Genomic DNA, 20,158 nt, shown 5'->3' with positions numbered 1-20,158 from the left:
TCGGGGCGCGGAACCCGCTCCCCCATGCCGGGACGCACCACCACGTACGCCAATGAGGCCGACCCGAAAGGAGGATGACCTTCCGCCAGCCCCCTTGATGTGTCGTGCGCATGACGCAACTCTGTTACCTGGCACCCGCCCTCACGAAACCCACGGGCGCCAGGATGGCCGGGCCCGACGGGCCGGTAGCGGCTGTCGCCCCCCACACCTCAGGGAGTACGCATGTCAGGAATCTACGCGCGTCGCGGGATGCGCCCCGCCACCCTCGCCGCGCTCACCGCTCTCGCCTCCTCCGCGGCCCTCCTCTCCGGCTCCCCGGCCCAGGCCGCTCCGCCCACCCCGGTGAGCGTCGCCACCGCGAAGACGTACCTCTCCGGCCTCACCGAGAAGGCGGAAGGTTCCTCCAGCGGTTACAGCCGGGACAAGTTCCCGCACTGGTCGAACCAGAGCGGGAACTGCGACACCCGCGAGGTCGTCCTGAAGCGCGACGGCACCGGCGTCGAGCAGGACTCCGCGTGCAAGGCCGTCTCCGGCACCTGGAAGTCCGCCTACGACGGAGCCACCTGGACCCAGGCCTCCGACGTCGACATCGACCACGTCGTCCCCCTCGCCGAGGCGTGGCGCTCGGGCGCCAGCGGCTGGACCAACGCCGAGCGCGAGCAGCTCGCCAACGACCTGACGCGCCCCCAGCTCATCGCCGTCACGGACAACGTCAACCAGTCCAAGGGCGACAAGGACCCGGCCGAGTGGATGCCGCCGCTCGCCTCGTACAAGTGCGTGTACGCGCGGATGTGGGTCCACGTGAAGCACCACTACGAGCTCAGCGTCGACTCCGCCGAGAAGTCCGCCCTCCAGTCGGTCCTCAACAGCTGCTGATCCCGCCGCCCGCGCCGTGGCCGGCGGCGGACTCCGCCGCCGGCCGCGGCCCCGCGCCGCCGCGGAGACGGAACCGGGGAACCTCGCACGGCCCCCGGGGCGTTCCGTACCCTGCGAGCTGACGAAGGGAGCCATCTTGGCCGGGCTGCGCCTGGGACCGGTACTGCGGTACGCCGACACCGATTCCGCCACCGTGTGGGTGGAGACGGACCGTCCGTGCACCGCCGAGGTCCACTGTCCCGACGGCGGGGGCGGCGGTTCCTCCGCGACCTTCACCGTCGAGGGCCACCACTACGCCCTGATCCCGGTCACGGACCTGGCCGCGAACCGCGACACCCCGTACGAGGTGCGGCTCGACGGCGAGCCGGTCTGGCCGCCACCGGGCTCCCCCTTCCCGCCGTCCACCATCAGGACCGCCCCACGCGAGGCCGACGGGAGCCGCGCGGTCCGCGTCACCTTCGGCTCCTGCCGCTGGTCCTCTCCCCCGTCGGGCGAGGACGGCCCGCTGGGGCCCGACGCCCTCGACGCCCTCGCGGCCCGGATCGCCGGTGACCCCCGGGCGGACCGCCCCGACCTGCTCCTTCTTCTCGGCGACCAGGTGTACGCCGACGAGACCTCTCCACAGACCCGCCGCTGGATCGCCTCCCGGCGCGACATCACCGAGCCCCCGGGCGAACAGGTCGCCGACTTCGAGGAGTACACGCGGCTCTACGACGAGTCCTGGACCGACCCCGAGGTCCGCTGGCTGCTCTCCACCGTGCCCAGCCTGATGATCTTCGACGACCACGACGTCATCGACGACTGGAACACCAGCGCGTCCTGGCTCGCCGAGATGCGCGCGACGCCCTGGTGGCACCAGCGCATCGTCAGCGGCCTGATGTCGTACTGGGTCTACCAGCACCTGGGGAACCTGACCCCCGCCGATCTCGCCACCGACCCCCTGTACAAGGCGGTCCGCTCCGCCCCCGACGGCACCGACGCGCTGCGCTCCTTCGCCGCGCGGGCCGACGCCGACCGGCCGGGCACGCGCTGGAGCTACCGCCGCGACCTGGGGCGGGTCCGCCTGCTGATGGTCGACACCCGCATGGCCCGGGTCCTCGCGGAGGAGGAGCGCGCCATGCTGGACCCCGACGAGGAGGCGTGGCTGCGCGACCAGATGCTCACCGACCCCGGTCGCCACGACCACCTGCTGATCGGCAGTTCCCTGCCCTGGCTGCTCCCGCACCTGGTCCACGAGGCGGAGCGGTGGAACGCCGCGCTCTGCCGGGGCGGGCGCGGCCCCCGCTGGGCCCGCTTCGGCGAACGACTGCGCCGCGCCGCCGACCTGGAGCACTGGGCCGCCTTCCCCGCCTCCTTCGACCGCCTCGCCCACCTCACCGAGGAGGCCGCCACGGCCCCCGACGGCCCCGCCACGGTCTGCGTCCTGTCCGGTGACGTCCACCACGCCTACGCCGCCGAGAGCCACCCCACTCGTGCCGACCCCGCCGCCGGCACGGCCCCGCCCGCGCGGGGCCGGGTGCACCAGCTCACCTGCTCCCCGGTCCACAACGCCATCCCCCTGCCGATACGGGCCGGCTTCCGGCTCGGCTGGAGCGGCGTCGGGCGCGCCCTCGGCAGGGTGTTCGCCCGGCACGGGCGCACCGGCCGCGCACCGGTGACCTGGCGGCGGTCGGGCGGCCCGTGGTTCGGCAACCAGCTCATGACCCTGACCCTGAAGGGCCGCCGCGCCGACCTCCACCTGGACCAGGCCCGCCCCGGCCGCGGACCGGGCCGTCTGGAGCGGGTGTGGGAGGGGCGGCTGGACGGCTGAAGGACAGCCGGGCGGGTGCGTCACTCCCGACGGAAGGCACGCCCGGCTCCTCCCGTCCGGCTGTCCGGCTGTCCGGCTGTCCGGCTGCCGTCCGGCCGGCGGCACCCGAGAGCACTTAACCGGCGAACGCGCCCAACACCCCTGAAAGGTACGGAGACTTGCCGTACCCCCGGCCGAACGAGGCCCCCGGATGCCACCCTCTCGCGCCCCCGAGGGAGGGGGCCCCGCGCGCCAGTTCCTCGCCCCACCCCCACTCCTCGACATCGCTTTTCAGCCACGCGCACCCCCTTCACGGTCGCGCTCCCAGACCTCCCGCCGCAGACCGGCGGACGCGCGGGCCGCGCCACCCGGCGAGCGGCCCACCGACAGGGAACCGCAGCTACCGCCCCCGGCCGGCCCTCGCAAGCCCGGCGGGCGCGCGCCGGAGCGACCGTCCGGTGCAGGAGGCACACATCGGCCACGGGGCGGATGCGGAACGGCCGATGTCAGCCCCCGATGATTGACGACCCTCGCGAACTTGGTCTAGACAAATAACAGTCCCGCTGGTCAGAAGCGTTCCGTCCCCGCAGCATCCGCTCCGCCTAGCCTTTGCGCACCGTTGCCCCGCCTCACGCCGTACCGGCAGTCCCCAGCCGGACCCACCCGGCGCCCGTACGGCCGACGCCGCCCGTACCCGCCCGGAATCCAGCTTCCCCCCTTCTTCCGGCCTCTCGGGCCCTTCCGTGCTCCCCGGTCGCTCCGGCACACCCGGCTCCTCCTGCTCGCCGCGCCCCGGGCGCTCGGTACGCCACGCATCTCCGCTCCTCCGCCCGGCTCCACCCCACCCCAGCCGAGGGAGTCCTTCCCCATGACGTCTCGTCTCGACAGCGCCCAGCCGTACGCCCTGGGCCTCTACCGCATCGTCTTCGGCCTGCTCTTCGCCTGCCACGGTGCCGCCTCCCTCTTCGGCGTCCTGGGCGGCGCCCACGGCGGCGGCGCCCTGGAGGCGGGCGCCTGGCCAGGCTGGTACGCCGCCCTGATCCAACTGGTCGGCGGCGGTCTCGTCGCCCTGGGCCTCGCCACCCGCGCCGCCGCCTTCGTCGGCTCCGGCTCGATGGCGTACGCGTACTTCGTCGTGCACCAGCCCGACGCCTTCTGGCCGCTGCAGAACGGCGGCGAGCTCTCGGCGGTGTTCTGCTGGGCCCTGCTGCTCCTGGTCTTCACCGGCTCCGGCGCCCTCGGACTGGACCGCGTGCTCGCCGGGCGGACGGCGCCCGAACCCCGCCCGCGGGACCGCGCACCGAGCGTGGCCTGATCCTGCCCCCCGGCCCCGCCCCGGACCGTCCGTTCCCACCCACGCCGACCGGACGGTCCGGGGCGGCCCTCAGCCCCGGGCCCCCGGCGCGTCGTCGGGCGAGGCGAACGGCACGCTGAAGCACCCCAGCCGCGCCCCCGACCCGCCCTGCTCACCGTGGATCACCACGGAGGCCGCCTCACCGGGCCGGAACCCCCAAGCGTGCCGGGCGACGGCCCGCGCCGCCCCCTCGGTGTCCGTGGTGAAGTCCAGCCAGACCTCGTTGCGCGGATTGACGTAGGCGGGGTCGGTGGACGGCTGCACGGGGTCGGCCTTGTGCTGGTAGTGGCCCTCGGCGTCCTGCGGGTCGGCGCCGCAGACACCGGTGTGCACGTGGGCCCCGTACGCCCGCCCCGGACGAAGGCCGCGCACCTCGGCGACGACCGTCGTACCCGTCCGCGAGACGGCCTGGTCGACCCTGATCCACGCACCGGCCGGTACCAGGTCGAGGTCGTAGGTGACCGCCTCCGACGGGACGAAGGCACCGACCGGGGCGAAGCGTGCCTCGTCACGCAGCCGGCGGTCCTTCGGCCCCCCGTCGGTGGGCGGGGCCACCGGACCGCCCGTGACCGCGGCCGCCGCCGGTTCGGCCGTGACGCCGCTGCCCGCCCCCGCGCCGGTCACCAGCGCGGCCAGCGCGGCTCCGGCCAGTAGTCCCGCGGTCCCAGCACCCATCGCGCTCACTCCTCGTCTCCGACCGTGCCCGCGGCGGGCACGTACGCGTCGGGTTCACTGCTACGGGACTACCGGTCCGTACACCGCATCGGCTGACCCGGACGAGTGACGGCGGGCCGCTGGCAGCCGTGTGACGAACGACCGTGCGCCCCACGGTCCACCGGAGTTCTCCGCGGCGTAACCTGGGCGGCCGAGGGACAGCCGCCTCTGCCGCTCCCCGCGACATCGCGGAGCTGTCCGTACCGGGGAGTTCTGGGTGTTCGAGAGCATGGGGCCACTGACCGCGGGCCCGTGGATCTACGCCGTCGTGGCGGCCTCCGTGCTGCTGGACGTCTTCCTGCCGCTGCTGCCCAGCGGGGTCCTGGTGATCGCCGCGGCCACCGCCGCCGCGGCCGGAACCGGGGCCGCCGGGCAGCTGCACACGGTCCCCGACATCGTCGCCCTCATCGCCATCGCCGCCACCGCCTCGGTCCTCGGCGACCTCGCCGCCTTCCGGCTGGCCCGGCGCGGCGGCGTCCGCCTCGACCGGGCCCTCGCCCGCTCGCGCCGCCTGCACGCCGGCCAGCAGAGCCTCGGCCGCGCCCTGGCGCGTGGCGGCGGCCCGCTGGTGGTCCTCGCCCGCTTCGCCCCGGCCGGACGCTCCCTGATGTCGCTCGGGGCGGGCGCCACCACGGACCGGCGCACCCGCGACTTCCTCCCCTGGTCCGCGGCGGCCGGGGTCGCCTGGGCCTGCTACAGCGTGGGCCTCGGCTACTTCGGCGGCCACTGGCTGGGCGCCAACTGGCTCGCCACCGGCGTCTCGGTGCTCGCCCTCCTCGCCGCGGGGGCGGGCGCCGCGTGCCTGCTGCGCCGTCCGGCGCCCACGGGCTGAGACCGCCTCCGCGGGGACCGGGCGGCGCGGCCCCGTACGCGCGACACTGGAAGCATGTGCCGCAGCATCAAGACCCTCCGTCCGCCCGCGCTCCCCGAGGAGGCGACCGAGGAAGAGATCCGCGCAGCCGCCCTCCAGTACGTCCGCAAGGTGTCCGGTTTCCGGGCTCCGGCCGCGCACAACCAGGAGGTCTTCGACACGGCCGTCGAGGCCGTCACCGACGCCACCCGCGCCCTGCTCTCGGGGCTGGAGGTGCGGGGTGCGTCCGGCCGGTCGACGGCGTGAGCGGCCTACGCCCCCGCGGCGCCGTGCCGCAGCGTGCGGCGGGCCCGCTCTGAACGGCCTGGCGGGCCGCAGGACACGGAGAAGGCCCGGACTCCCGGATGCACTCCGGTGGTCCGGGCCTTCTCACTGCCTCGGCCTGGTGGGCGCGGACGGTTTCGAACCGCCGACATCTGCCTTGTAAGGGCAGCGCTCTACCCCTGAGCTACGCGCCCGGGTCGAATCGACAGCCTACCCTGCCGCCGCCACTGCCCGGCAAACCCGTTCCGGCCCCGGAAAAGGGGGTCCGGAGAGGGGCGTACGGGGGTTGTCCCCACCTGTACCGGGTGGTCCGCCGGATGTCGGGGAGAGCCCCGGGATTCCTAGGCTTCCAACAGATGAGGGAGCCCGGCCGCACCGGGCTCCGGGCAGCTCCGGGGCGGACCGCCGGGATCTGCCGGACACGGCGGTCCGACCTGGAGGAGTGGCTCATGAGTGCACGGACAGCGTCCCGGACCCGGCGGCTGGCGGCGTTCGGCGCGGGTGCGGCGGCCCTCGCCCTGCTCACCACGGGGTGCGCGGGAGACGCCTCGGCCGACGGCGGCGCCGAGCCGGAGCACAAGAGCTTCGCCCTGTCGGGACGCACCCTCACCGTCGACTCCGACGACTCGCGGATCGAGCTGGTGACCGGGGACGGTGACGAGGTGCGGGTGACCCGCTGGTTCACCGGGCGCGCCCTGCTGGGCTCCACACCCCGGGCCGACTGGACGGTCGAGGGGGACGAACTGAAGCTGCGCGTCAGCTGCAGCGGCATCGTGACCACCTGCGACGCCGAGCACCGGATCGAGGTGCCCGCCGACGTCGCGGTGAGTCTGCGGACCCAGGACGGCGGGGTGACCGCGAAGGGCTTCACCACGCCGCTCACCCTGCGCGGTTCCGACGCCTCGCTGACGGTCGAGGACGTCTCCGGCCCGCTCGACCTGCACAGTGCCGACGGCGCGATCACCGCCCGGTCCGTCTCCTCGTCCCGGGTGCGGGCGCGCACGGAGGACGGTTCGCTGACGCTCGCCCTGGCCAGGGCGCCCCAGCGGATCGACGCGAGCAGCGAGGACGGCTCGGTCACGGTGGAACTCCCCGAGGCCGCCTACGACGTGCGGACCAAGGTCCAGGACGGCCGGACGAACGTCTCGGTGCTGGAGGACCGGGCCAGCTCCCGGGTGGTCTCCATCACCACCCAGGACGGCAACGTCACGGTGCGGCCGGCGGGCTGACACCACCGGAGCGGCCTTCTCCGTGCGCCCGGGCGCACGCCGCGCGGCCAGAGGAGAACCCACGGCCCCAGGCGCGAACTTTCCGGCTCCCGTGTTCGTCATTAACCGGTGGGAGAATGAAGCCGGGCAGGGCGGAACCAGCACGGGAGAGGGATGACGGCGACACCTTCGCAGCCGGACACACCGACAGGCGGCCGGACCCCTTGCGGGGTCACGGTCCGCCGTGGCTCCGCGCTGCGGGACGCCCTCACGCTGGCGCTGCTGCCCCTGCCCCTGCTGCTGGCGGCGGTGCCCGCCGCGTTCGCCGGCGGGGGCACCAAGCGGTGGTTCGGCGGACGCGGGGAGAGCCAGCGGGCCGACGCCCAGGCCGCCAAGGACGCGGCGGCCGCGGCCTTCTACGAGCTGGACACCGCCCAGCGCGACCTGCGCATCTCCGTCGAGACCATCGGTGCGGTCGACCCGTCGCCGGCCGCACGCCGGGCCCAGGAGGAGTTCGTCGCGCTGGGTCAGCGCATCGACGACGTCAGCCACTTCTACATCGAGGCGGTCGACGCCCACGACCTGGACCGGGACGACCTGGAGGCGTCGGTCGCCTCCCAGGCCAGGACCCAGCTGACCCGGGCCAAGGACGACCTGGTGCGGGTGCGCCAGGAACTCGACCGCTTCCAGCGCGGCCTCGCTCCCCTGCTGGACCAGGCGGAGACCCAGCTGGCGCGGCTGGCCCCCGCCGTCGAGCGGGCCCGGCAGGCGCTGCTCGCCGCCAGCCAGGCCCTGGACACCGCCCGCGAGGCGGGGCTGCGCGCCGACGACCTGGCGGCGCGGCTGGCCGCCCTCGGCCCGGAGCTGACCAAGCTGAACCAGGGCGCCGGGCAGCACGGCGTCCAGGAGACGCTGCACCGCGCCGACCAGGTGTTGCGGGACGCGGAGGCCATCCGCGCGGAGGCCGAGCGGCTGCCCGAGCGGGCGGCCGAGATCGACCGGCGGCTGGTGAGTCTGCGGACCAGGGCGCAGGCGCTGACCACCCGCGCCAGCCAGGTCGAGCCGGTCCTCAGCGAGCTGCGGCGGCGCTTCTCGGCCGCGTGCTGGCAGGACCTCCAGCCGGTCCCCCAGCAGGCCGCGGAGAGCGTCCAGCAGGCCGAGGCCAAGCTCCGGGAGGCGCGGACGGCCCGCGAGGCGCAGCGCTGGCCGGACGCGACGGCCCTGCTCTCCACCGTGCGGGCGCTGCTCAACTCCACCGACGAGGCCGTCTCGGCCGCCGGCGACCGCCTCCGCCGGCTCAACGAGGTGGCCGAGGACCCGCAGCAGGAGGTGGAGCGGACCCGCTTCGCCATCCGGGACGCCCAGCGCCTGGCGATGGCCGGCCGCCACACCCCGGACCCGCGCCACGCCGGCCCGCTCGACGCCTCGGTGGCCCGCCTGGACCGGGCGCTGGCGGGCCTGGAGGGGCGCCATCCCGACTACTGGCACTTCCTGACCGAGACCGAGGCCGTGCGGACGACGGTGGCCGAGGTCGTCTCCCACATACGCGAGGAGCGGGGCGCGGGCTGACGACGCCCGGACGCCGGGCCGGCCCCGGACGCCCCCGCACCGGACCGGTCAGCCACCAGGTTTCCGTCCCGGCACGGAGGGGCTCAGCACTCTGTGGCACCGCCCCCCGTGCCGCTAGCCTGTGGCCATGCCTCGTTACGAATACCGCTGCCGCAGTTGTGGTGACACCTTCGAGATCAGCCGGCCGATGGCCGAGTCCTCCGACCCGGCCGCCTGCCCGGCGGGTCACTCCGACACCGTGAAGCTGCTGTCGACCGTCGCCGTGGGCGGTTCCACCGCCTCCTCCGGTCCGGCTGGGGCCCCCTCGGGCGGCGGGGGCGGCTGCTGCGGCGGAGGATGCTGCGGCTGACCCGCGTGCCGCCGCGCCGCCGGCCCCCCTGCGGACCGGCGGCGCGCACTGTACGCGGCGGCGCGTCCGCCGCCTCGGCGCGACGGCCCGACACTCCGGCGGCGGGGCGGAGAATCCCTCGCCAGGGGGGACCCGGAGTGATCGCCCGGTGCCCGACGGGCTTCAGGAACTCTTCAGCTTCGGCGCTCTAGCGTGGCCGCCATGAGCGACAGCAGCGCACCTCAGTGGATCACCGGCCTGATGGAGAGCCTCGGCGCGCCGGGAGCGGGCATCGCCATCGCGCTGGAGAACCTCTTCCCCCCGATCCCCTCCGAGGTGATCCTGCCGCTGGCCGGCTTCACGGCGGCTACCGGCCAGATGAACCTGGTGGCCGTACTGATCTGGACGACGGTCGGTTCGGTCGTCGGCGCGCTGGCGCTCTACTGGGTGGGCGCACTGCTCGGACGGGACCGCACGGTGGCCATCGCGGCCAAGATCCCGTTGCTGAAGGTCGCCGACATCGAGAAGACCGAGGCGTGGTTCACCAAGCACGGGACGAAGGCGGTGTTCTTCGGCCGGATGCTGCCGATCTTCCGCAGCCTCATCTCCGTACCGGCCGGCATCGAGCGGATGCCGCTACCGGTCTTCCTGGCTCTCACCACGCTCGGCAGCGCCATCTGGAACACCCTCTTCGTCATGGCCGGCTACCTGCTCGGCGACAACTGGGAGACGGTCACCGAGTACGTCTCGGTGTACTCGAAGGTCGTGCTCGCGGTGGCAGTGCTGGGTGTCCTCGTCTTCCTCGGCGTACGCGTCTTCCGGCCGGGCGGCGGCCAGCGGCGCGGCTGACCTCTCGCGCACGTGCCGCACGGGCGCCTGCCCCGGGGAGTTCCGGGAGCGGGCGCCCTTTCCGTCGCGTGGCCGCCAACGCCTCCCGTGCCGCCTCCGCAGGGCGGCTCCCCCCACTTCACGGGCGGGAGGAAAGCCGGACGTGCGGCAGGGCGTCCCGGGCGTCCGGCGGGGCATTCCCGGACGTCCGGGGCCCGTCGCGATCTGGCGTACGCCGGCTGCCGGCCGCCGGGGCCACCTCCTTCTCCGCACCCTCCCCGCCGGACGCGGTCGGCCTTCCCCGGCCGGCGACGCCGGCGGCACGCGCGCCTTGCCGGCGCGGAGGTGTCGCGGGCACTGCGCCGACGTCGGTGCCCCTCGGGTCGGCCCGAGGGGCACGTCGCACCTTCCCCTGCCGGGGCCGGGGCGCGTCGGCCCCGGCGAGGCGGTCACGCCCGGGCGGCCTGCCCACCGCTCTCGCCGCACACGACCGCCCCGGCGTCCGCGGCACAGCAGCCCGCGTGCCGCACGCCGGGCGGACCGGCCGCTCAGTCCTCGCGCCCGCCGCGCGCCGCCGACAGCAACCGGCGCAGGATCTCCTCCCCCGCAGCGACACCCCGCTCGGGGAGCACGGTGAGCCCGGGCGCCGTCCAGCCCTCCTCGGCCAGCTCTCCGTGGCCGGGGCGCCAGGCGTGGTCGGCGGCGAGCAGCAGGTCCGCGTCGAGCAGGGAGTCCCCCGCGGCGAGGGCGGTGTCCGCCCCGGCGCGCCGGGCCACCTCGCGCATGGCCGCGCTCTTGGTCAGCGGACGCGGGACGGCGTAGACCTTCCGGCCCTGGAGGGAGACCGTCCAGCCGCGCTCGTCGGCCCAGGCGGCGGTGGACTTGAGCCAGCTCGCGGGGAGTTCGGCCCGGTCGACGACGAGGTAGGCGAAAAGCTCCTCCGCGACGCGTTCCTTGAGCAGCCAGGCGGGGTCCGCCGTGGTGCGCAGATGGGCGCTGACCTCGGCGAGGGGTGCGCATTCGGAGTCCAGCCGGCTGCGGACGGAGCGGTTCCACTCCTCGTCGGCGACGCCGTCGACCAGGAGGTGACCGCCGTTGGCGCAGATCGCGTAGCCGGGAGTGGGCACCGGCAGGCGGATGCGGCGGTACTGCTCCCTGGTACGGGTGGTGGTGGGGACGAAGAGCGTCTCGCGGGCCAGTTCGGCGAGGAGCCCGGCCGCGGTCTCCGTCAGGTAGGAGAGGGGCCGGCTCTCGTACACCTCCACGCAGAGCAGGCGGGGGGCCTCGGCGTCGGGGGCGGTGAGGCCGAGGGCGGCGGCGGAGTAGATGAGGGTGCGGTCGAGGTCGCTGGCGACGAGGGTGGTCACGCGCTGCCCACCGCCTTGCCGTCGGCGCCGGTCGCACCGCGGGTGTAGCGGGGGTGGATGAGGCCGACGCAGGTGTACGGGAGGTCGTCGCGCTCCTCCACCGGCACGCCTCGCTGCTCCGCGAGGAGCCGGATGTGGGCGAGGTCGGCGTCGGCGCCCCGGCGGGCCAGGATCTTCCAGGGGACGCGTCGCAGCAGGACGCGGGTGGTCTCACCGACGCCCGGTTTCACGAGGTTGACGTCGTGGATGCCCTGCTCCTCGCTGATCCGCTCGACCGCCGCCCAGCCTTCCCAGGTGGGAGCGCGGTCGGCCGAGGCCGACTCCTTGACCTGCTGGTCCACGGCGTCGGTGACCTCGTCGAACCGCGCCTCGACCGCCGCGACGAAGGCCCGGGACACGTCGGTGCCGGCCAGCTCGCGGTAGAACTTGGCACCGTGGTAGTCGTGCGGTCCGACCAGGTCGGCACGGAGCACGGTGCGGGATATCAGTCCGGAGACGGTGGAGTTGAGGCAGGCCGAGGGGATGAGGAAGTCCTCGCGGGTGCCGTGGGTACGGACGCACGAGCCGGGGTCGGCGAGGACCGCGATCTCGGGGTCGAAGCCGGGGAACTCCGCGAGGGCGTCGGCCAGCTCCCGCGTGATGGCGCCCTTGCCGGTCCAGCCGTCCACGAACACGACGTCCGCCGGGTCGTGGTGGGCGGCCAGCCAGCGCAGCGCGTTGGCGTCGATGCCGCGGCCGCGCACGATCGACACCGCGTAGTGCGGAAGTTCCCGTCCGTGCCGGTGTCGGGCCCAGCGCCGCATGAGCACTCCCACCGGCGTGCCGGCCCGCGCCAGCGAGACCAGGACGGGCCGCGGGGAGCGCTCGGCGAGGACCAGCTCGGTGACGGTGCCTACCGCCCGCGCGATCCGCCCGGCCGATCCGGCGAGGGCCTCGCGGTACAGCTCCTGGTACTCCGCGGTCGGCTGGTACTCGACCGGCAGGGACTCGGCGTAGTGGGCACCGCCGCGCTGGACGGCCTCCTCACGCTCCTCGACGGGGGCCTCCAGCCGCACGGCGGAGAGGTCCTGGAGCAGCCACCCGACGTCGTCGGGCTCGTACGAGGAGAAGTCGGGGCCACGCAGGGGCGCGGGCAGCACGGTGGGCTCCTGCCGGTCGGAGGTGCGGGGTGCGGGCGTGTGGGCGGGGACGACGGCGAGGGCCACCCGGGGCGCGGCGGTGCCGAGCCGGGCGAGCAGGCCGTCGGGGGCGTGGAGGGCCGGGGTGTCGGCGGCGCTGTCGACGACGGCGAGGACGGTGTCGAAGCCGCCACCCGCGACGTTGTACGCGTACCGCTCGCCGGGCCCGTCGGCCGGGTCGTCGTGGGCCGGGAAGGTGAGGCGGGTGCGGATGGCGTAGCCGGGGTCGTCCACGGCGAGCACCGGCGAGCGCGTGGTCGTGGAGAACCGCACGTCGAGCCCGGTCTCCTCCAGGGCCCTGGCGAGCACCAGAGGGGCGTACATCAGCTCTTCGAAGCCGAGCACGAGGACGCGGCCGGCCTGTTCGGGACCGCCGAGCCCGTCGATGATCCGGGAGGCCATCGCCGGAAGGGCCTCGCGGAGGCGGGCCCGGTGGTCGGGGGTGAAGCCGTGCCGGCCGCCGTCGGGCAGCCCGGCGGGCCAGCCCAGTTCCAGGCGCGTGGGTGGAGCGGCCGGCCGTCGGTGCGCGGGGGTGCCCGCGGTGCGGCTGTCCTGCTCCTCGACCAGCCGCAGGCCCCGGGCGAGGACGTCCTCCGGCACCCTGACCGTGCCCCGCGCGTGGGCGACGACGTCGATGCGGGCGCCGGTCTCCTCGGCGAAGGCGGCGAGCCGGCCGGCGTCTCCGGGGGCCCTCATGTCGACCAGGGCGACGATCACGTAGTGGTCGCGCGGGTGCCGGCCGTGCAGGTCGCGCAGGGTGTTGAGGACGGTGTTGCCGGTGGAGAACTCGTCGTCCACCAGGACCAGCGGCCCCCGGTCCGTCTCCCCGCCCCGGTCGAAGAAGGCGGGGTCCTCGGGGAGCAGCAGGTGGGAGGTGGCGTGCGAGTGCGACTCCTCGAACCCTCCGGCGCTGGGGACCGAGGCGACCGGGCGTCGCGTCGAGTGCAGGTAGGGCGCGCTCTCCAGGCCGTCCGCGACGGCGTGGCCGAGCGCGGTGGCCGTCTCCGCGTAGCCGAGGACCACCGCCCGGGCGGCGGCGTCGGCGCCGAGAAGGGCGCGGACGCGGCGGCCGAGTCCGACGCCGTGGTCGTGGACGACCGAGGGGTGCTGCGGAACGTGTTTGCCGAGGACGCCGGAGACGAGCAGGTGCGCCCGCTTGGGATTGCGGCGCAGCGCGAGGCCCAGCAGGCCGCGCAGCTCGTCGTCACCGGCCAGCTCTATGCCGAGCCGGTCGGAGACCCAGGTTCCGGTCCACACCACGTCGTTCGTCTCTTCTCTCTGGGGGCGCGCCCGCGGGCGCTTCTACAAGCCTGCGCCTGCCGGGCGCCGTGTTCCTCTTGTGCGGTGGCGGGCGGCTGCCCGGCGAGGCCGCCGAGGTGAGCCACCGGGGGTGGGTCAGCCGGAGAGGGCCTCGCCCAGCAGTTCCACGAAGCCCACGTCCTCCGCCGCGACACCGAACACCTCGGCGCGCAGCAGGGTGCGCTCGGCCCACGCCCGGTGCGGCTTCACCTCGTTCATCTTGTTGGTGTAGGCGGAACGCATTACTCCGCCCCCGTCCCGTTCCGGCCGCAGGATGTCCTTGGCGTCGCTGTACTCCTCGTGGCTGACGACGGAGAGCGCGTGGACGGGCAGGACGTGGGACGGGTGGATGCAGGTCTTGCCGAGCAGGCCGTTGGCCCGGTCCAGCTCGATCTCCCGGAGCAGGCCGTCCATGTCGTGCTCGATGAGCGAGGCACGCAGCTCCTCGGCACGGCCCAGGAAGGGGCTGCGCCGCAGCTGTGGCTTGAACATGCGCTCCTGGACACGGAAGTACTCCCAGACCGGCCCGGTGACGGTGAAGCCGGTGCCGTCGGCCCTGCCCAGGACATTGACCACGTCGGCGATGACGGAGGCGACGATCTGGACGTCGTAGGCCGTCATGTCGGGCGGGCGGCGGAGCCCGTAGGCCGAGCAGAAGTCGGTGACACCCAGCCGCAGCGCCAGGACGCGGTCCCGGTACTTGTCCACGGTGCCGGCGATCCCGGTGAGCGTGGCGGTGCGGGTCTCGACGTGGAGCAGCTCGGGCGACTCCAGCACGGGCATCGCGAAGAGGCGGTGGCCGCTGAGCGCCTCGGCGGCGGCCAGCGCCTCCAGGTACGGCACGCCGCGCTCCTCGGTGAACTTCGGGAGGACGAAGCCCGACAGCAGGCGGACGGCGGGGCCGAGCCGGCGCACCAGGTCGGGGATCTGCTCGGGGTCGCGGACCCGGATGAAGAGCAGGGGGGCCTCCGCCTCACCGGCCTCCTCGCGAGCGGCGAGGTCGGCGAACTGCGCCACGAGGTTGGCCTCGGCGCCGGGGACGTCGGCGTCGGCGATCGAGTCCTCCAGGCAGAGCACCATCGAGACGACGCCTCGGGCGGCCTGCTTGTGGACGTCGTCGGCGAGGGTGGGCCGCGTGGCGGGGCTGTACAGCGTCGCCCCGAGCGCCGTGGCCAGGACGGGGGCCGGCGACTCGGCCGTGAAGACGGCGGGCTCCCGATGGAAGAGGCGCCGCCGCGCTTCAGGGGCAAGATGCCCGAAATGACGCATGTGAATCCCCCGTAGTGCCTGGGTGGCCGCGAACATGTGGCCGGTAATAGTACGTAGAAGCGCACATCCAGGGTTCCCGACCGGCATGAATTTCTGGTAACGGGGTCTTCCGCCGCGGCGCTGCCGCCGAGCCCGGCGGGCCCCCCGCATTGTCCGCCGCGCCTCGCAACAGGCAGGATGACCGCATGACGCACGCCATGCTGAAGGGGTCCAACGTCCCGCTCGACGCGACGGCCGTCCGCGCCGTCCTGTGCTGGACGGCGGCTCCGGACGTGCCGGACGTGGACGCGTCGGCGCTGCTGCTCGCCGACGACGACCGGGTGCGCTCCGACGAGGACTTCGTCTTCTACAACCAGCCCCGGCACCCCTCCGGCGCCGTGTGGCGACTCGGCAAGCGACGTCTGCCGGACGGCTGGACCGACACCCTCCAGGCCGACCTGGCGGGCCTGGAGCCACAGGTGCGGCGCATACTCCTGGTCGCCTCCACCGACGAGCTGCCCTTCGAACGCGTCCCCTCCCTCCGCATCGACCTGTACGACACCTCCGGCTCGGACGGGACCGGCACCCTCGACGAGGGCGCCCCCGTGGCCACGTTCGAGGTGCAGCCCGAGACCGGCGCCGAGACGGCGCTGATCTGCGGCGAGCTGTACCGCCGGGGCGAGGGCTGGAAGTTCCGGGCGCTCGGCGAGGGATACTCCAACGGCCTCGTGGGCCTCGCCACCGACTTCGGCATCTCCGTCGACGACTCGGAGGAGCCGGCCGAGGCAGCGGCCCCGGCGGAGCCCGCCGAGGTACCGGACGCACCGGAGTTCCCGGCCGCCTCCGAGACGTCGGCGCCCCCGGCGCCCCAGCCGCTGCCGCCCACCACCGCCGGTCCGCAGCCCCCGGCGCAGCCGGCCGTCCCGCCACCGCCGGACTTCCCGCCACCCGCCCCGGACCCGGACGCGACCAGGGCGCCGCTGCCGCCGCAGGCCCCTCCCCCGCAGCCCGCCTACGGCTATCCGCAGCCCGCGGCCGCGGGCTACGGCTACCCGCAGCCCGGGCCGCCGCCCTCGCACCCCTCACAGACCCCGCCGCCGCACCAGCCCGCCTACGGATACCCGCAGGCGGTCGGCGGGCCCGCCGGGTCGTTCCGGCTGCCGCCGCAGGGCCCGCAGTTCATCGGCCGCTGAGGCGCACCGAGGGCCCGTGACCGCCGGTCACGGGCGTCGGGGCCGCGCCCCCTCCGGTGGCCGGTCAGCGGGCGCCGGTGCTCTTGTAGCCCCGGCCCCACTGGAGTCCCCAGCCGTACAGCCGGTCGATCTCGGACTGGAACCCGTACACGTACTTCACCTCGCGGCGCACCAGCAGTTCCCCCTTGTTGTTGTCGAGCAGGAAGACCGCGCAGGACCTGGCCTGCGGAGCCCGCTCCTCCAGTTCGATCTCGATCCGCGGTCCGGTGGCCGGGTAGAGGGTGACGACGGCCTGGGTGCGGTCGAACGCCGGGGTCTTGTCGTAGATGTAGACGAAGACGAGGAGCCGCTTGATCTCCTCGCGCTGGTCGAGGTTGACGTAGAGCGTCTCGCCCGAGCCTGAGCCGAAGCGGTCGTCCCCGCTGAGCTTGACGAAGGGCGCGGTGTTGAGGTCGCCGTAGAGTTCGCCGAGCGGCTGGACGACCCCCTTGCTGCCGTCGGCCATCTCGTAGAGGCAACCGATGTCCAGGTCGACGTTGACCACGCCCTGGGTGTGCGCCTGCACGATCTCCGGCTGGAACGCCTTGAGGGGGTGGCGCAGCAAGGTCCGCGAGGGCGTCGTGGAGCGCTTGCCGAAGTCGGCCGGCCGCATCTGCCAGGAGAGGTTGACGCGCAGGTTGCCGGTCGCGGCTCCCTGTTTCACGAGCGACACCTGCGGCTGGCGTTTGGTCAGGCGTATCGAGTTGCTGCCGACGCTGCCCGAGTCGAACTGCGCCGCCGCGTTACGGCCACCCAGCAGACCGTCCCAGAAGGACATGCCACCCCCAGAAACCTTCGGATTCCACGCTGCGCCCATGCCTGCGGGGCGGCGCCGAGGTCGTCTCGACAACCGCCCCGCTGGGAGCGTTCCTCAGTTCGGGCCCCGTCACACCCGCGGCCCGGCCGGAGTCAGACCCCGGAGGGAATTCCGGCCTTCTCCTCGGTGCCCTCGCCGCCCTCTGCGGCCAGCCTCTTGTTGCGGCGTACCGACGACCAGAACGACAGGCCGATCAGCACCACGCCGATCAGGCCCGTGATCAACTCGCTGATCTGGAAGCGGATGGTGACGAGCAGGATCACCGCGAGGGCGCCGATCGCGTAGTGCGCGCCGTGCTCCAGGTAGACGTAGTCGTCGAGGGTGCCCTGTCGGACCAGGTAGACGGTGAGCGATCGGACGTACATGGCACCGATGCCCAGGCCGAGCGCCATCAGCACGATGTCGTTGGTGATGGCGAACGCGCCGATCACGCCGTCGAACGAGAAGGAGGCGTCGAGCACCTCCAGGTAGAGGAACATGAAGAACGCCGCCTTGCCGGCCAGCTTCACCGCCGAGACGGGCTTCCCCGCGCGCTTGGCCTCTTCCTCAGCCTCGTGCTCGCGCTCCTCGCCCTCTTCCAGTTTGTCCTCGAAGAAGCTGGAGAGCCCCCCGACGATCAGGTACGTGATGAGGCCGGCGATGCCTGCCAGCAGTACCGTCTCCGCCTTGTTGGCATAGGTCCCGCCGTGCTGGTGCGCCTGGCTCGCGAAGGTCATCGCCGAGACGAGCAGGACGATGAGCGCGATGCAGACCGAGAGCATGTCGACGCGGCCGAGCTTGGCCAGCGGGCGCTCGATCCAGGCGAGCCACTTGATCTCCCGGTCCTCGAAGAGGAAGTTGAGGAAGATCATCAACAGGAACATTCCGCCGAACGCAGCGATCGACGGGTGCGCGTCGGTGACGAGTTCCTGGTAGCGGTCCTTGTCGGTCATCGCCAGGTCGACGGCCTCGATCGGGCCGATCTTCGCGCTGAGGGCGACGATCACGACGGGGAAGACCAGGCGCATGCCGAAGACGGCGATCAGGATGCCGATGGTGAGGAAGATCTTCTGCCAGAAGGCATTCATCTTCTTCAGGATCCCGGCATTGACCACCGCGTTGTCGAACGACAGCGAGATCTCGAGGATGGACAGGATCGCCACGACCCCGAACCCCGCCCACCCCCCGTAGAGCACGGCTGCGACGAGTCCGAGCGCGGTGACCACGAAGGACCAGCCGAAGGTTTTCAGAAGCACTGGATACCCAATCCCTGTCTGTACTACGAGGCTCCCCCGCCCGTACCCGGCTTCAGGAGACGCTGACCCCGAAGTCTAGAGCGATGCCCCTCAGACCGGACGCGTACCCCTGTCCGACCGCTCGGAACTTCCACTCGCCCCCGTACCGGTACAGCTCGCCGAAGATCATGGCTGTCTCCGTGGAGGCGTCCTCACTGAGGTCGTACCGGGCGAGCTCCTGCCCGTCCGCCTGGTTGACCACACGGATGAACGCGTTGCTCACCTGTCCGAACGTCTGCCCCCGGACGTCCGCCTCGTGGATGGAGACGGGGAAGACGATCTTCTCGCAGTGCGCGGGCACCTTGGAGAGGTCGACCAGCAGGGACTCGTCGTCCCCGTCCCCCTCGCCCGTGAGGTTGTCGCCGGTGTGCTCCACCGAACCGTCCGGGCTCGTGAGGTTGTTGTAGAAGACGAACCACTCGTCGCCCATCACCCGCCCCGAGGTGCAGAGCAGCGCGCTCGCGTCAAGGTCGAACGGGGCACCAGTGGTGGAGCGGGCATCCCAGCCGAGGCCGACGAGTACCTGTGTGAGGTTCGGTGCGGCCTTGGAGAGGGAGACGTTTCCCCCCTTGGCAAGCGTGACACCCATGATCGTGATCCTCCCCGATGTGACGACGTACGCATTCTTGACGAGGTCCGGCGCCGCACGGAAGCGTGCGGCGCCGGACGGGAACAGCCTGGCAGACTGCTCGGGTCGGACGTTGACGGCCGGGTGCGACGAGGGGCCGACCGTCCGGTGCGGGCGGTCAGACGTTGACGCCGAAGTCCTGCGCGATGCCGCGCAGACCCGAGGCGTACCCCTGGCCGATGGCGCGGAACTTCCACTCCGCGCCGTTGCGGTAGAGCTCGCCGAAGACCATGGCGGTCTCCGTCGACGCGTCCTCGGAGAGGTCGTACCGGGCGATCTCCTGCTCGTTGGCCTGGTTGACCACGCGGATGAACGCGTTGCGCACCTGGCCGAAGGACTGCTGGCGGCTCTCCGCGTCGTAGATGGAGACCGGGAACACGATCTTGGTGACGTCGGCCGGGACGCCGGCCAGGTTCACCTTGATCTGCTCGTCGTCGCCCTCGCCCTCACCGGTGATGTTGTCGCCGGTGTGCTCGACCGAGCCGTCGGGGCTCTTGAGGTTGTTGAAGAAGACGAAGCCCTGGTCGCTGGTGACCTTGCCGTCCGCGTTGGTCAGGATGGCGCTGGCGTCGAGGTCGAAGTCGGTACCCGTGGTGGTACGGACGTCCCACCCCAGACCGATGGTGACCGCGGTCAGGCCAGGCGCCTCCTTGGTCAGCGAGACATTGCCACCCTTGCTGAGGCTGACTCCCACGAGTCCTCCCATTCGGTGTCGAGGGGGTGGTGGGCCGGACCGGACGCGGCGCTGCCGCGCGGGCCGACCGCCCCCGTCGTCGTTCAGTGCTGTCGGATGAACGTCTGGATACTAGTGACGGGTTCCCACGCGCACCGGCTGTTACCCGTAACCGGTCAGAGCGTGTCCAACGCCTTCAGGTAGTCGTCGAGGTCGCGGGCGTCCGGCAGACCGTTGACGACGGTCCAGCGGACGACGCCCTCCTTGTCGATGATGAAGGTGCCACGGACCGCGCAGCCCTTCGTCTCGTCGAAGACCTCGTAGGCACGCGACGCCTCGCCGTGCGGCCAGAAGTCCGAGAGCAGCGGGTACTCCAGCCCTTCCTGCTCGGCGAAGACGCGCAGGGCGAACGGCGAGTCGTTGGAGACGGCGAGCAGCTGGGTGTCGTCGTTGACGAACTTGGGCAGCTCCTCGCGCAGCGCGCAGAGCTCACCCGTGCACACGCCGGTGAACGCGAACGGGTAGAAGAGGAGCACCACGTTCTTCTCGCCACGGAAGTCCGAGAGCTTCACGGTCTGGCCGTGCTGGTCCTTCAGCTCGAAGTCCGGGGCCTTGGTGCCAACCTCGATCGCCATGGTGAC

19 protein-coding genes and 1 tRNA gene are annotated in these 20,158 nt (G+C 73.2%); 10 read left to right on the top strand and 10 right to left on the bottom strand.

The features are described from left to right. Positions 1-222 precede the first annotated feature (222 nt). The 3 genes from Sdia_RS09950 to Sdia_RS09940 all read left to right on the top strand — a co-directional run bounded on the left by Sdia_RS09950 (position 223) and on the right by Sdia_RS09940 (position 3,980). The gene (locus Sdia_RS09950; protein ID WP_115068677.1) at positions 223-876 is read left to right on the top strand and encodes an HNH endonuclease family protein; all 654 of its coding nucleotides are present in this window, start codon (positions 223-225) and stop codon (positions 874-876) included. Positions 877-1,012: 136 nt separating this feature from the next. Beyond that, positions 1,013-2,686, top strand: a complete 1,674-nt coding sequence (locus tag Sdia_RS09945) for an alkaline phosphatase D family protein (protein ID WP_115068678.1) — start codon at positions 1,013-1,015, stop codon at positions 2,684-2,686. An 847-nt stretch (positions 2,687-3,533) separates the two neighbouring features. Next, the gene (locus Sdia_RS09940; protein WP_100452889.1) at positions 3,534-3,980 is read left to right on the top strand and encodes a DoxX family protein; all 447 of its coding nucleotides are present in this window, start codon (positions 3,534-3,536) and stop codon (positions 3,978-3,980) included. Positions 3,981-4,049: 69 nt separating this feature from the next. On the opposite strand, the gene Sdia_RS09935 is transcribed toward Sdia_RS09940, so the two are convergent. Then, positions 4,050-4,694 carry a superoxide dismutase family protein gene (locus tag Sdia_RS09935; protein ID WP_189499939.1) on the bottom strand — a complete coding sequence of 215 codons (645 nt, stop codon included), beginning with the start codon at positions 4,692-4,694 and terminating at the stop codon, positions 4,050-4,052. A 256-nt stretch (positions 4,695-4,950) separates the two neighbouring features. Here Sdia_RS09935 and Sdia_RS09930 point away from each other — a divergent pair, with 256 nt between their 5' ends. Together Sdia_RS09930 and Sdia_RS09925 are read left to right on the top strand one after the other, a co-directional pair. After that, positions 4,951-5,565, top strand: a complete 615-nt coding sequence (locus tag Sdia_RS09930; protein ID WP_189499938.1) for a DedA family protein — start codon at positions 4,951-4,953, stop codon at positions 5,563-5,565. A 54-nt stretch (positions 5,566-5,619) separates the two neighbouring features. Then, on the top strand, positions 5,620-5,850 hold the full coding sequence (locus Sdia_RS09925) for a DUF2277 domain-containing protein (RefSeq protein WP_100452886.1): 231 nt from the start codon (positions 5,620-5,622) through the stop codon (positions 5,848-5,850). A 137-nt stretch (positions 5,851-5,987) separates the two neighbouring features. Here Sdia_RS09925 and Sdia_RS09920 read toward each other — a convergent pair. Beyond that, positions 5,988-6,062 (bottom strand) — tRNA-Val (locus Sdia_RS09920). 255 nt (positions 6,063-6,317) lie between these two features. Between Sdia_RS09920 and Sdia_RS09915 the strand changes: the two genes are divergently transcribed. From Sdia_RS09915 to Sdia_RS09900, 4 genes are all read left to right on the top strand, one after another. After that, positions 6,318-7,097 carry a DUF4097 family beta strand repeat-containing protein gene (locus Sdia_RS09915; protein ID WP_185392953.1) on the top strand — a complete coding sequence of 260 codons (780 nt, stop codon included), beginning with the start codon at positions 6,318-6,320 and terminating at the stop codon, positions 7,095-7,097. A 153-nt stretch (positions 7,098-7,250) separates the two neighbouring features. Further along, the gene (locus tag Sdia_RS09910; RefSeq protein WP_185392954.1) at positions 7,251-8,645 is read left to right on the top strand and encodes a coiled-coil domain-containing protein; all 1,395 of its coding nucleotides are present in this window, start codon (positions 7,251-7,253) and stop codon (positions 8,643-8,645) included. A 127-nt stretch (positions 8,646-8,772) separates the two neighbouring features. Further along, the gene (locus tag Sdia_RS09905; RefSeq protein WP_164378604.1) at positions 8,773-8,994 is read left to right on the top strand and encodes an FmdB family zinc ribbon protein; all 222 of its coding nucleotides are present in this window, start codon (positions 8,773-8,775) and stop codon (positions 8,992-8,994) included. A gap of 201 nt (positions 8,995-9,195) precedes the next feature. Further along, positions 9,196-9,822 carry a DedA family protein gene (locus tag Sdia_RS09900; protein ID WP_100453350.1) on the top strand — a complete coding sequence of 209 codons (627 nt, stop codon included), beginning with the start codon at positions 9,196-9,198 and terminating at the stop codon, positions 9,820-9,822. Between the two features lie 527 nt (positions 9,823-10,349). On the opposite strand, the gene Sdia_RS09895 is transcribed toward Sdia_RS09900, so the two are convergent. The 3 genes from Sdia_RS09895 to Sdia_RS09885 form a co-directional block, all read right to left on the bottom strand. Next, positions 10,350-11,168, bottom strand: coding sequence for an HAD family hydrolase (locus Sdia_RS09895; RefSeq protein ID WP_100452883.1), 819 nt, complete (start codon positions 11,166-11,168; stop codon positions 10,350-10,352). Beyond that, positions 11,165-13,606 (bottom strand): phosphoribosyltransferase, encoded by a 2,442-nt coding sequence (locus Sdia_RS09890; protein ID WP_124287123.1) that lies wholly within the window; start codon positions 13,604-13,606, stop codon positions 11,165-11,167. The genes Sdia_RS09895 and Sdia_RS09890 overlap by 4 nt, the downstream gene beginning before the upstream one ends. 135 nt (positions 13,607-13,741) lie before the next feature. Continuing rightward, on the bottom strand, positions 13,742-14,914 hold the full coding sequence (locus Sdia_RS09885) for an HpcH/HpaI aldolase/citrate lyase family protein (protein ID WP_100452881.1): 1,173 nt from the start codon (positions 14,912-14,914) through the stop codon (positions 13,742-13,744). Between the two features lie 185 nt (positions 14,915-15,099). On the opposite strand from Sdia_RS09885, the gene Sdia_RS09880 reads away from it, so the two are divergent. Further along, positions 15,100-16,086, top strand: coding sequence for a TerD family protein (locus tag Sdia_RS09880; protein WP_100452880.1), 987 nt, complete (start codon positions 15,100-15,102; stop codon positions 16,084-16,086). Positions 16,087-16,150: 64 nt separating this feature from the next. Here Sdia_RS09880 and Sdia_RS09875 read toward each other — a convergent pair whose 3' ends face one another. The 5 genes from Sdia_RS09875 to Sdia_RS09855 all read right to left on the bottom strand — a co-directional run bounded on the left by Sdia_RS09875 (position 16,151) and on the right by Sdia_RS09855 (position 20,152). Continuing rightward, entirely contained in the window at positions 16,151-16,903 is a 753-nt protein-coding gene (locus Sdia_RS09875) for a TerD family protein (RefSeq protein WP_100452879.1), read from the bottom strand. 131 nt (positions 16,904-17,034) lie between these two features. After that, complete coding sequence (locus Sdia_RS09870) at positions 17,035-18,177, bottom strand: DUF475 domain-containing protein (protein WP_100452878.1); 1,143 nt, start codon at positions 18,175-18,177, stop codon at positions 17,035-17,037. 52 nt (positions 18,178-18,229) lie between these two features. Beyond that, complete coding sequence (locus tag Sdia_RS09865) at positions 18,230-18,805, bottom strand: TerD family protein (RefSeq protein ID WP_189499937.1); 576 nt, start codon at positions 18,803-18,805, stop codon at positions 18,230-18,232. A 157-nt stretch (positions 18,806-18,962) separates the two neighbouring features. Continuing rightward, on the bottom strand, positions 18,963-19,538 hold the full coding sequence (locus tag Sdia_RS09860; RefSeq protein ID WP_100452876.1) for a TerD family protein: 576 nt from the start codon (positions 19,536-19,538) through the stop codon (positions 18,963-18,965). A 155-nt stretch (positions 19,539-19,693) separates the two neighbouring features. Continuing rightward, positions 19,694-20,152, bottom strand: coding sequence for a peroxiredoxin (locus Sdia_RS09855; protein WP_100453349.1), 459 nt, complete (start codon positions 20,150-20,152; stop codon positions 19,694-19,696). Between the last annotated feature and the right edge of the window lie 6 nt (positions 20,153-20,158).

The organism is Streptomyces diastaticus subsp. diastaticus (assembly GCF_011170125.1).
Taxonomy (GTDB): Bacteria; Actinomycetota; Actinomycetes; order Streptomycetales; family Streptomycetaceae; genus Streptomyces; species Streptomyces diastaticus.
Note: the sequence above shows the minus strand (reverse complement) of the source record. Positions and strands in the feature narration are given on the sequence as shown.

What these genes read in the sequence shown, in the direction of transcription:
- Sdia_RS09950 (WP_115068677.1), top strand. Translation starts at nt 223, where the DNA reads ATGTCAGGAATCTACGCGCGTCGCGGGATGCGCCCCGCCACCCTCGCC.
- Sdia_RS09940 (WP_100452889.1), top strand. Translation starts at nt 3,534, where the DNA reads ATGACGTCTCGTCTCGACAGCGCCCAGCCGTACGCCCTGGGCCTCTAC.
- Sdia_RS09935 (WP_189499939.1), bottom strand. Translation starts at nt 4,694, where the DNA reads ATGGGTGCTGGGACCGCGGGACTACTGGCCGGAGCCGCGCTGGCCGCG.
- Sdia_RS09925 (WP_100452886.1), top strand. Translation starts at nt 5,620, where the DNA reads ATGTGCCGCAGCATCAAGACCCTCCGTCCGCCCGCGCTCCCCGAGGAG.
- Sdia_RS09915 (WP_185392953.1), top strand. Translation starts at nt 6,318, where the DNA reads ATGAGTGCACGGACAGCGTCCCGGACCCGGCGGCTGGCGGCGTTCGGC.
- Sdia_RS09910 (WP_185392954.1), top strand. Translation starts at nt 7,251, where the DNA reads ATGACGGCGACACCTTCGCAGCCGGACACACCGACAGGCGGCCGGACC.
- Sdia_RS09905 (WP_164378604.1), top strand. Translation starts at nt 8,773, where the DNA reads ATGCCTCGTTACGAATACCGCTGCCGCAGTTGTGGTGACACCTTCGAG.
- Sdia_RS09900 (WP_100453350.1), top strand. Translation starts at nt 9,196, where the DNA reads ATGAGCGACAGCAGCGCACCTCAGTGGATCACCGGCCTGATGGAGAGC.
- Sdia_RS09885 (WP_100452881.1), bottom strand. Translation starts at nt 14,914, where the DNA reads ATGCGTCATTTCGGGCATCTTGCCCCTGAAGCGCGGCGGCGCCTCTTC.
- Sdia_RS09880 (WP_100452880.1), top strand. Translation starts at nt 15,100, where the DNA reads ATGACGCACGCCATGCTGAAGGGGTCCAACGTCCCGCTCGACGCGACG.
- Sdia_RS09875 (WP_100452879.1), bottom strand. Translation starts at nt 16,903, where the DNA reads ATGTCCTTCTGGGACGGTCTGCTGGGTGGCCGTAACGCGGCGGCGCAG.
- Sdia_RS09865 (WP_189499937.1), bottom strand. Translation starts at nt 18,805, where the DNA reads ATGGGTGTCACGCTTGCCAAGGGGGGAAACGTCTCCCTCTCCAAGGCC.
- Sdia_RS09855 (WP_100453349.1), bottom strand. Translation starts at nt 20,152, where the DNA reads ATGGCGATCGAGGTTGGCACCAAGGCCCCGGACTTCGAGCTGAAGGAC.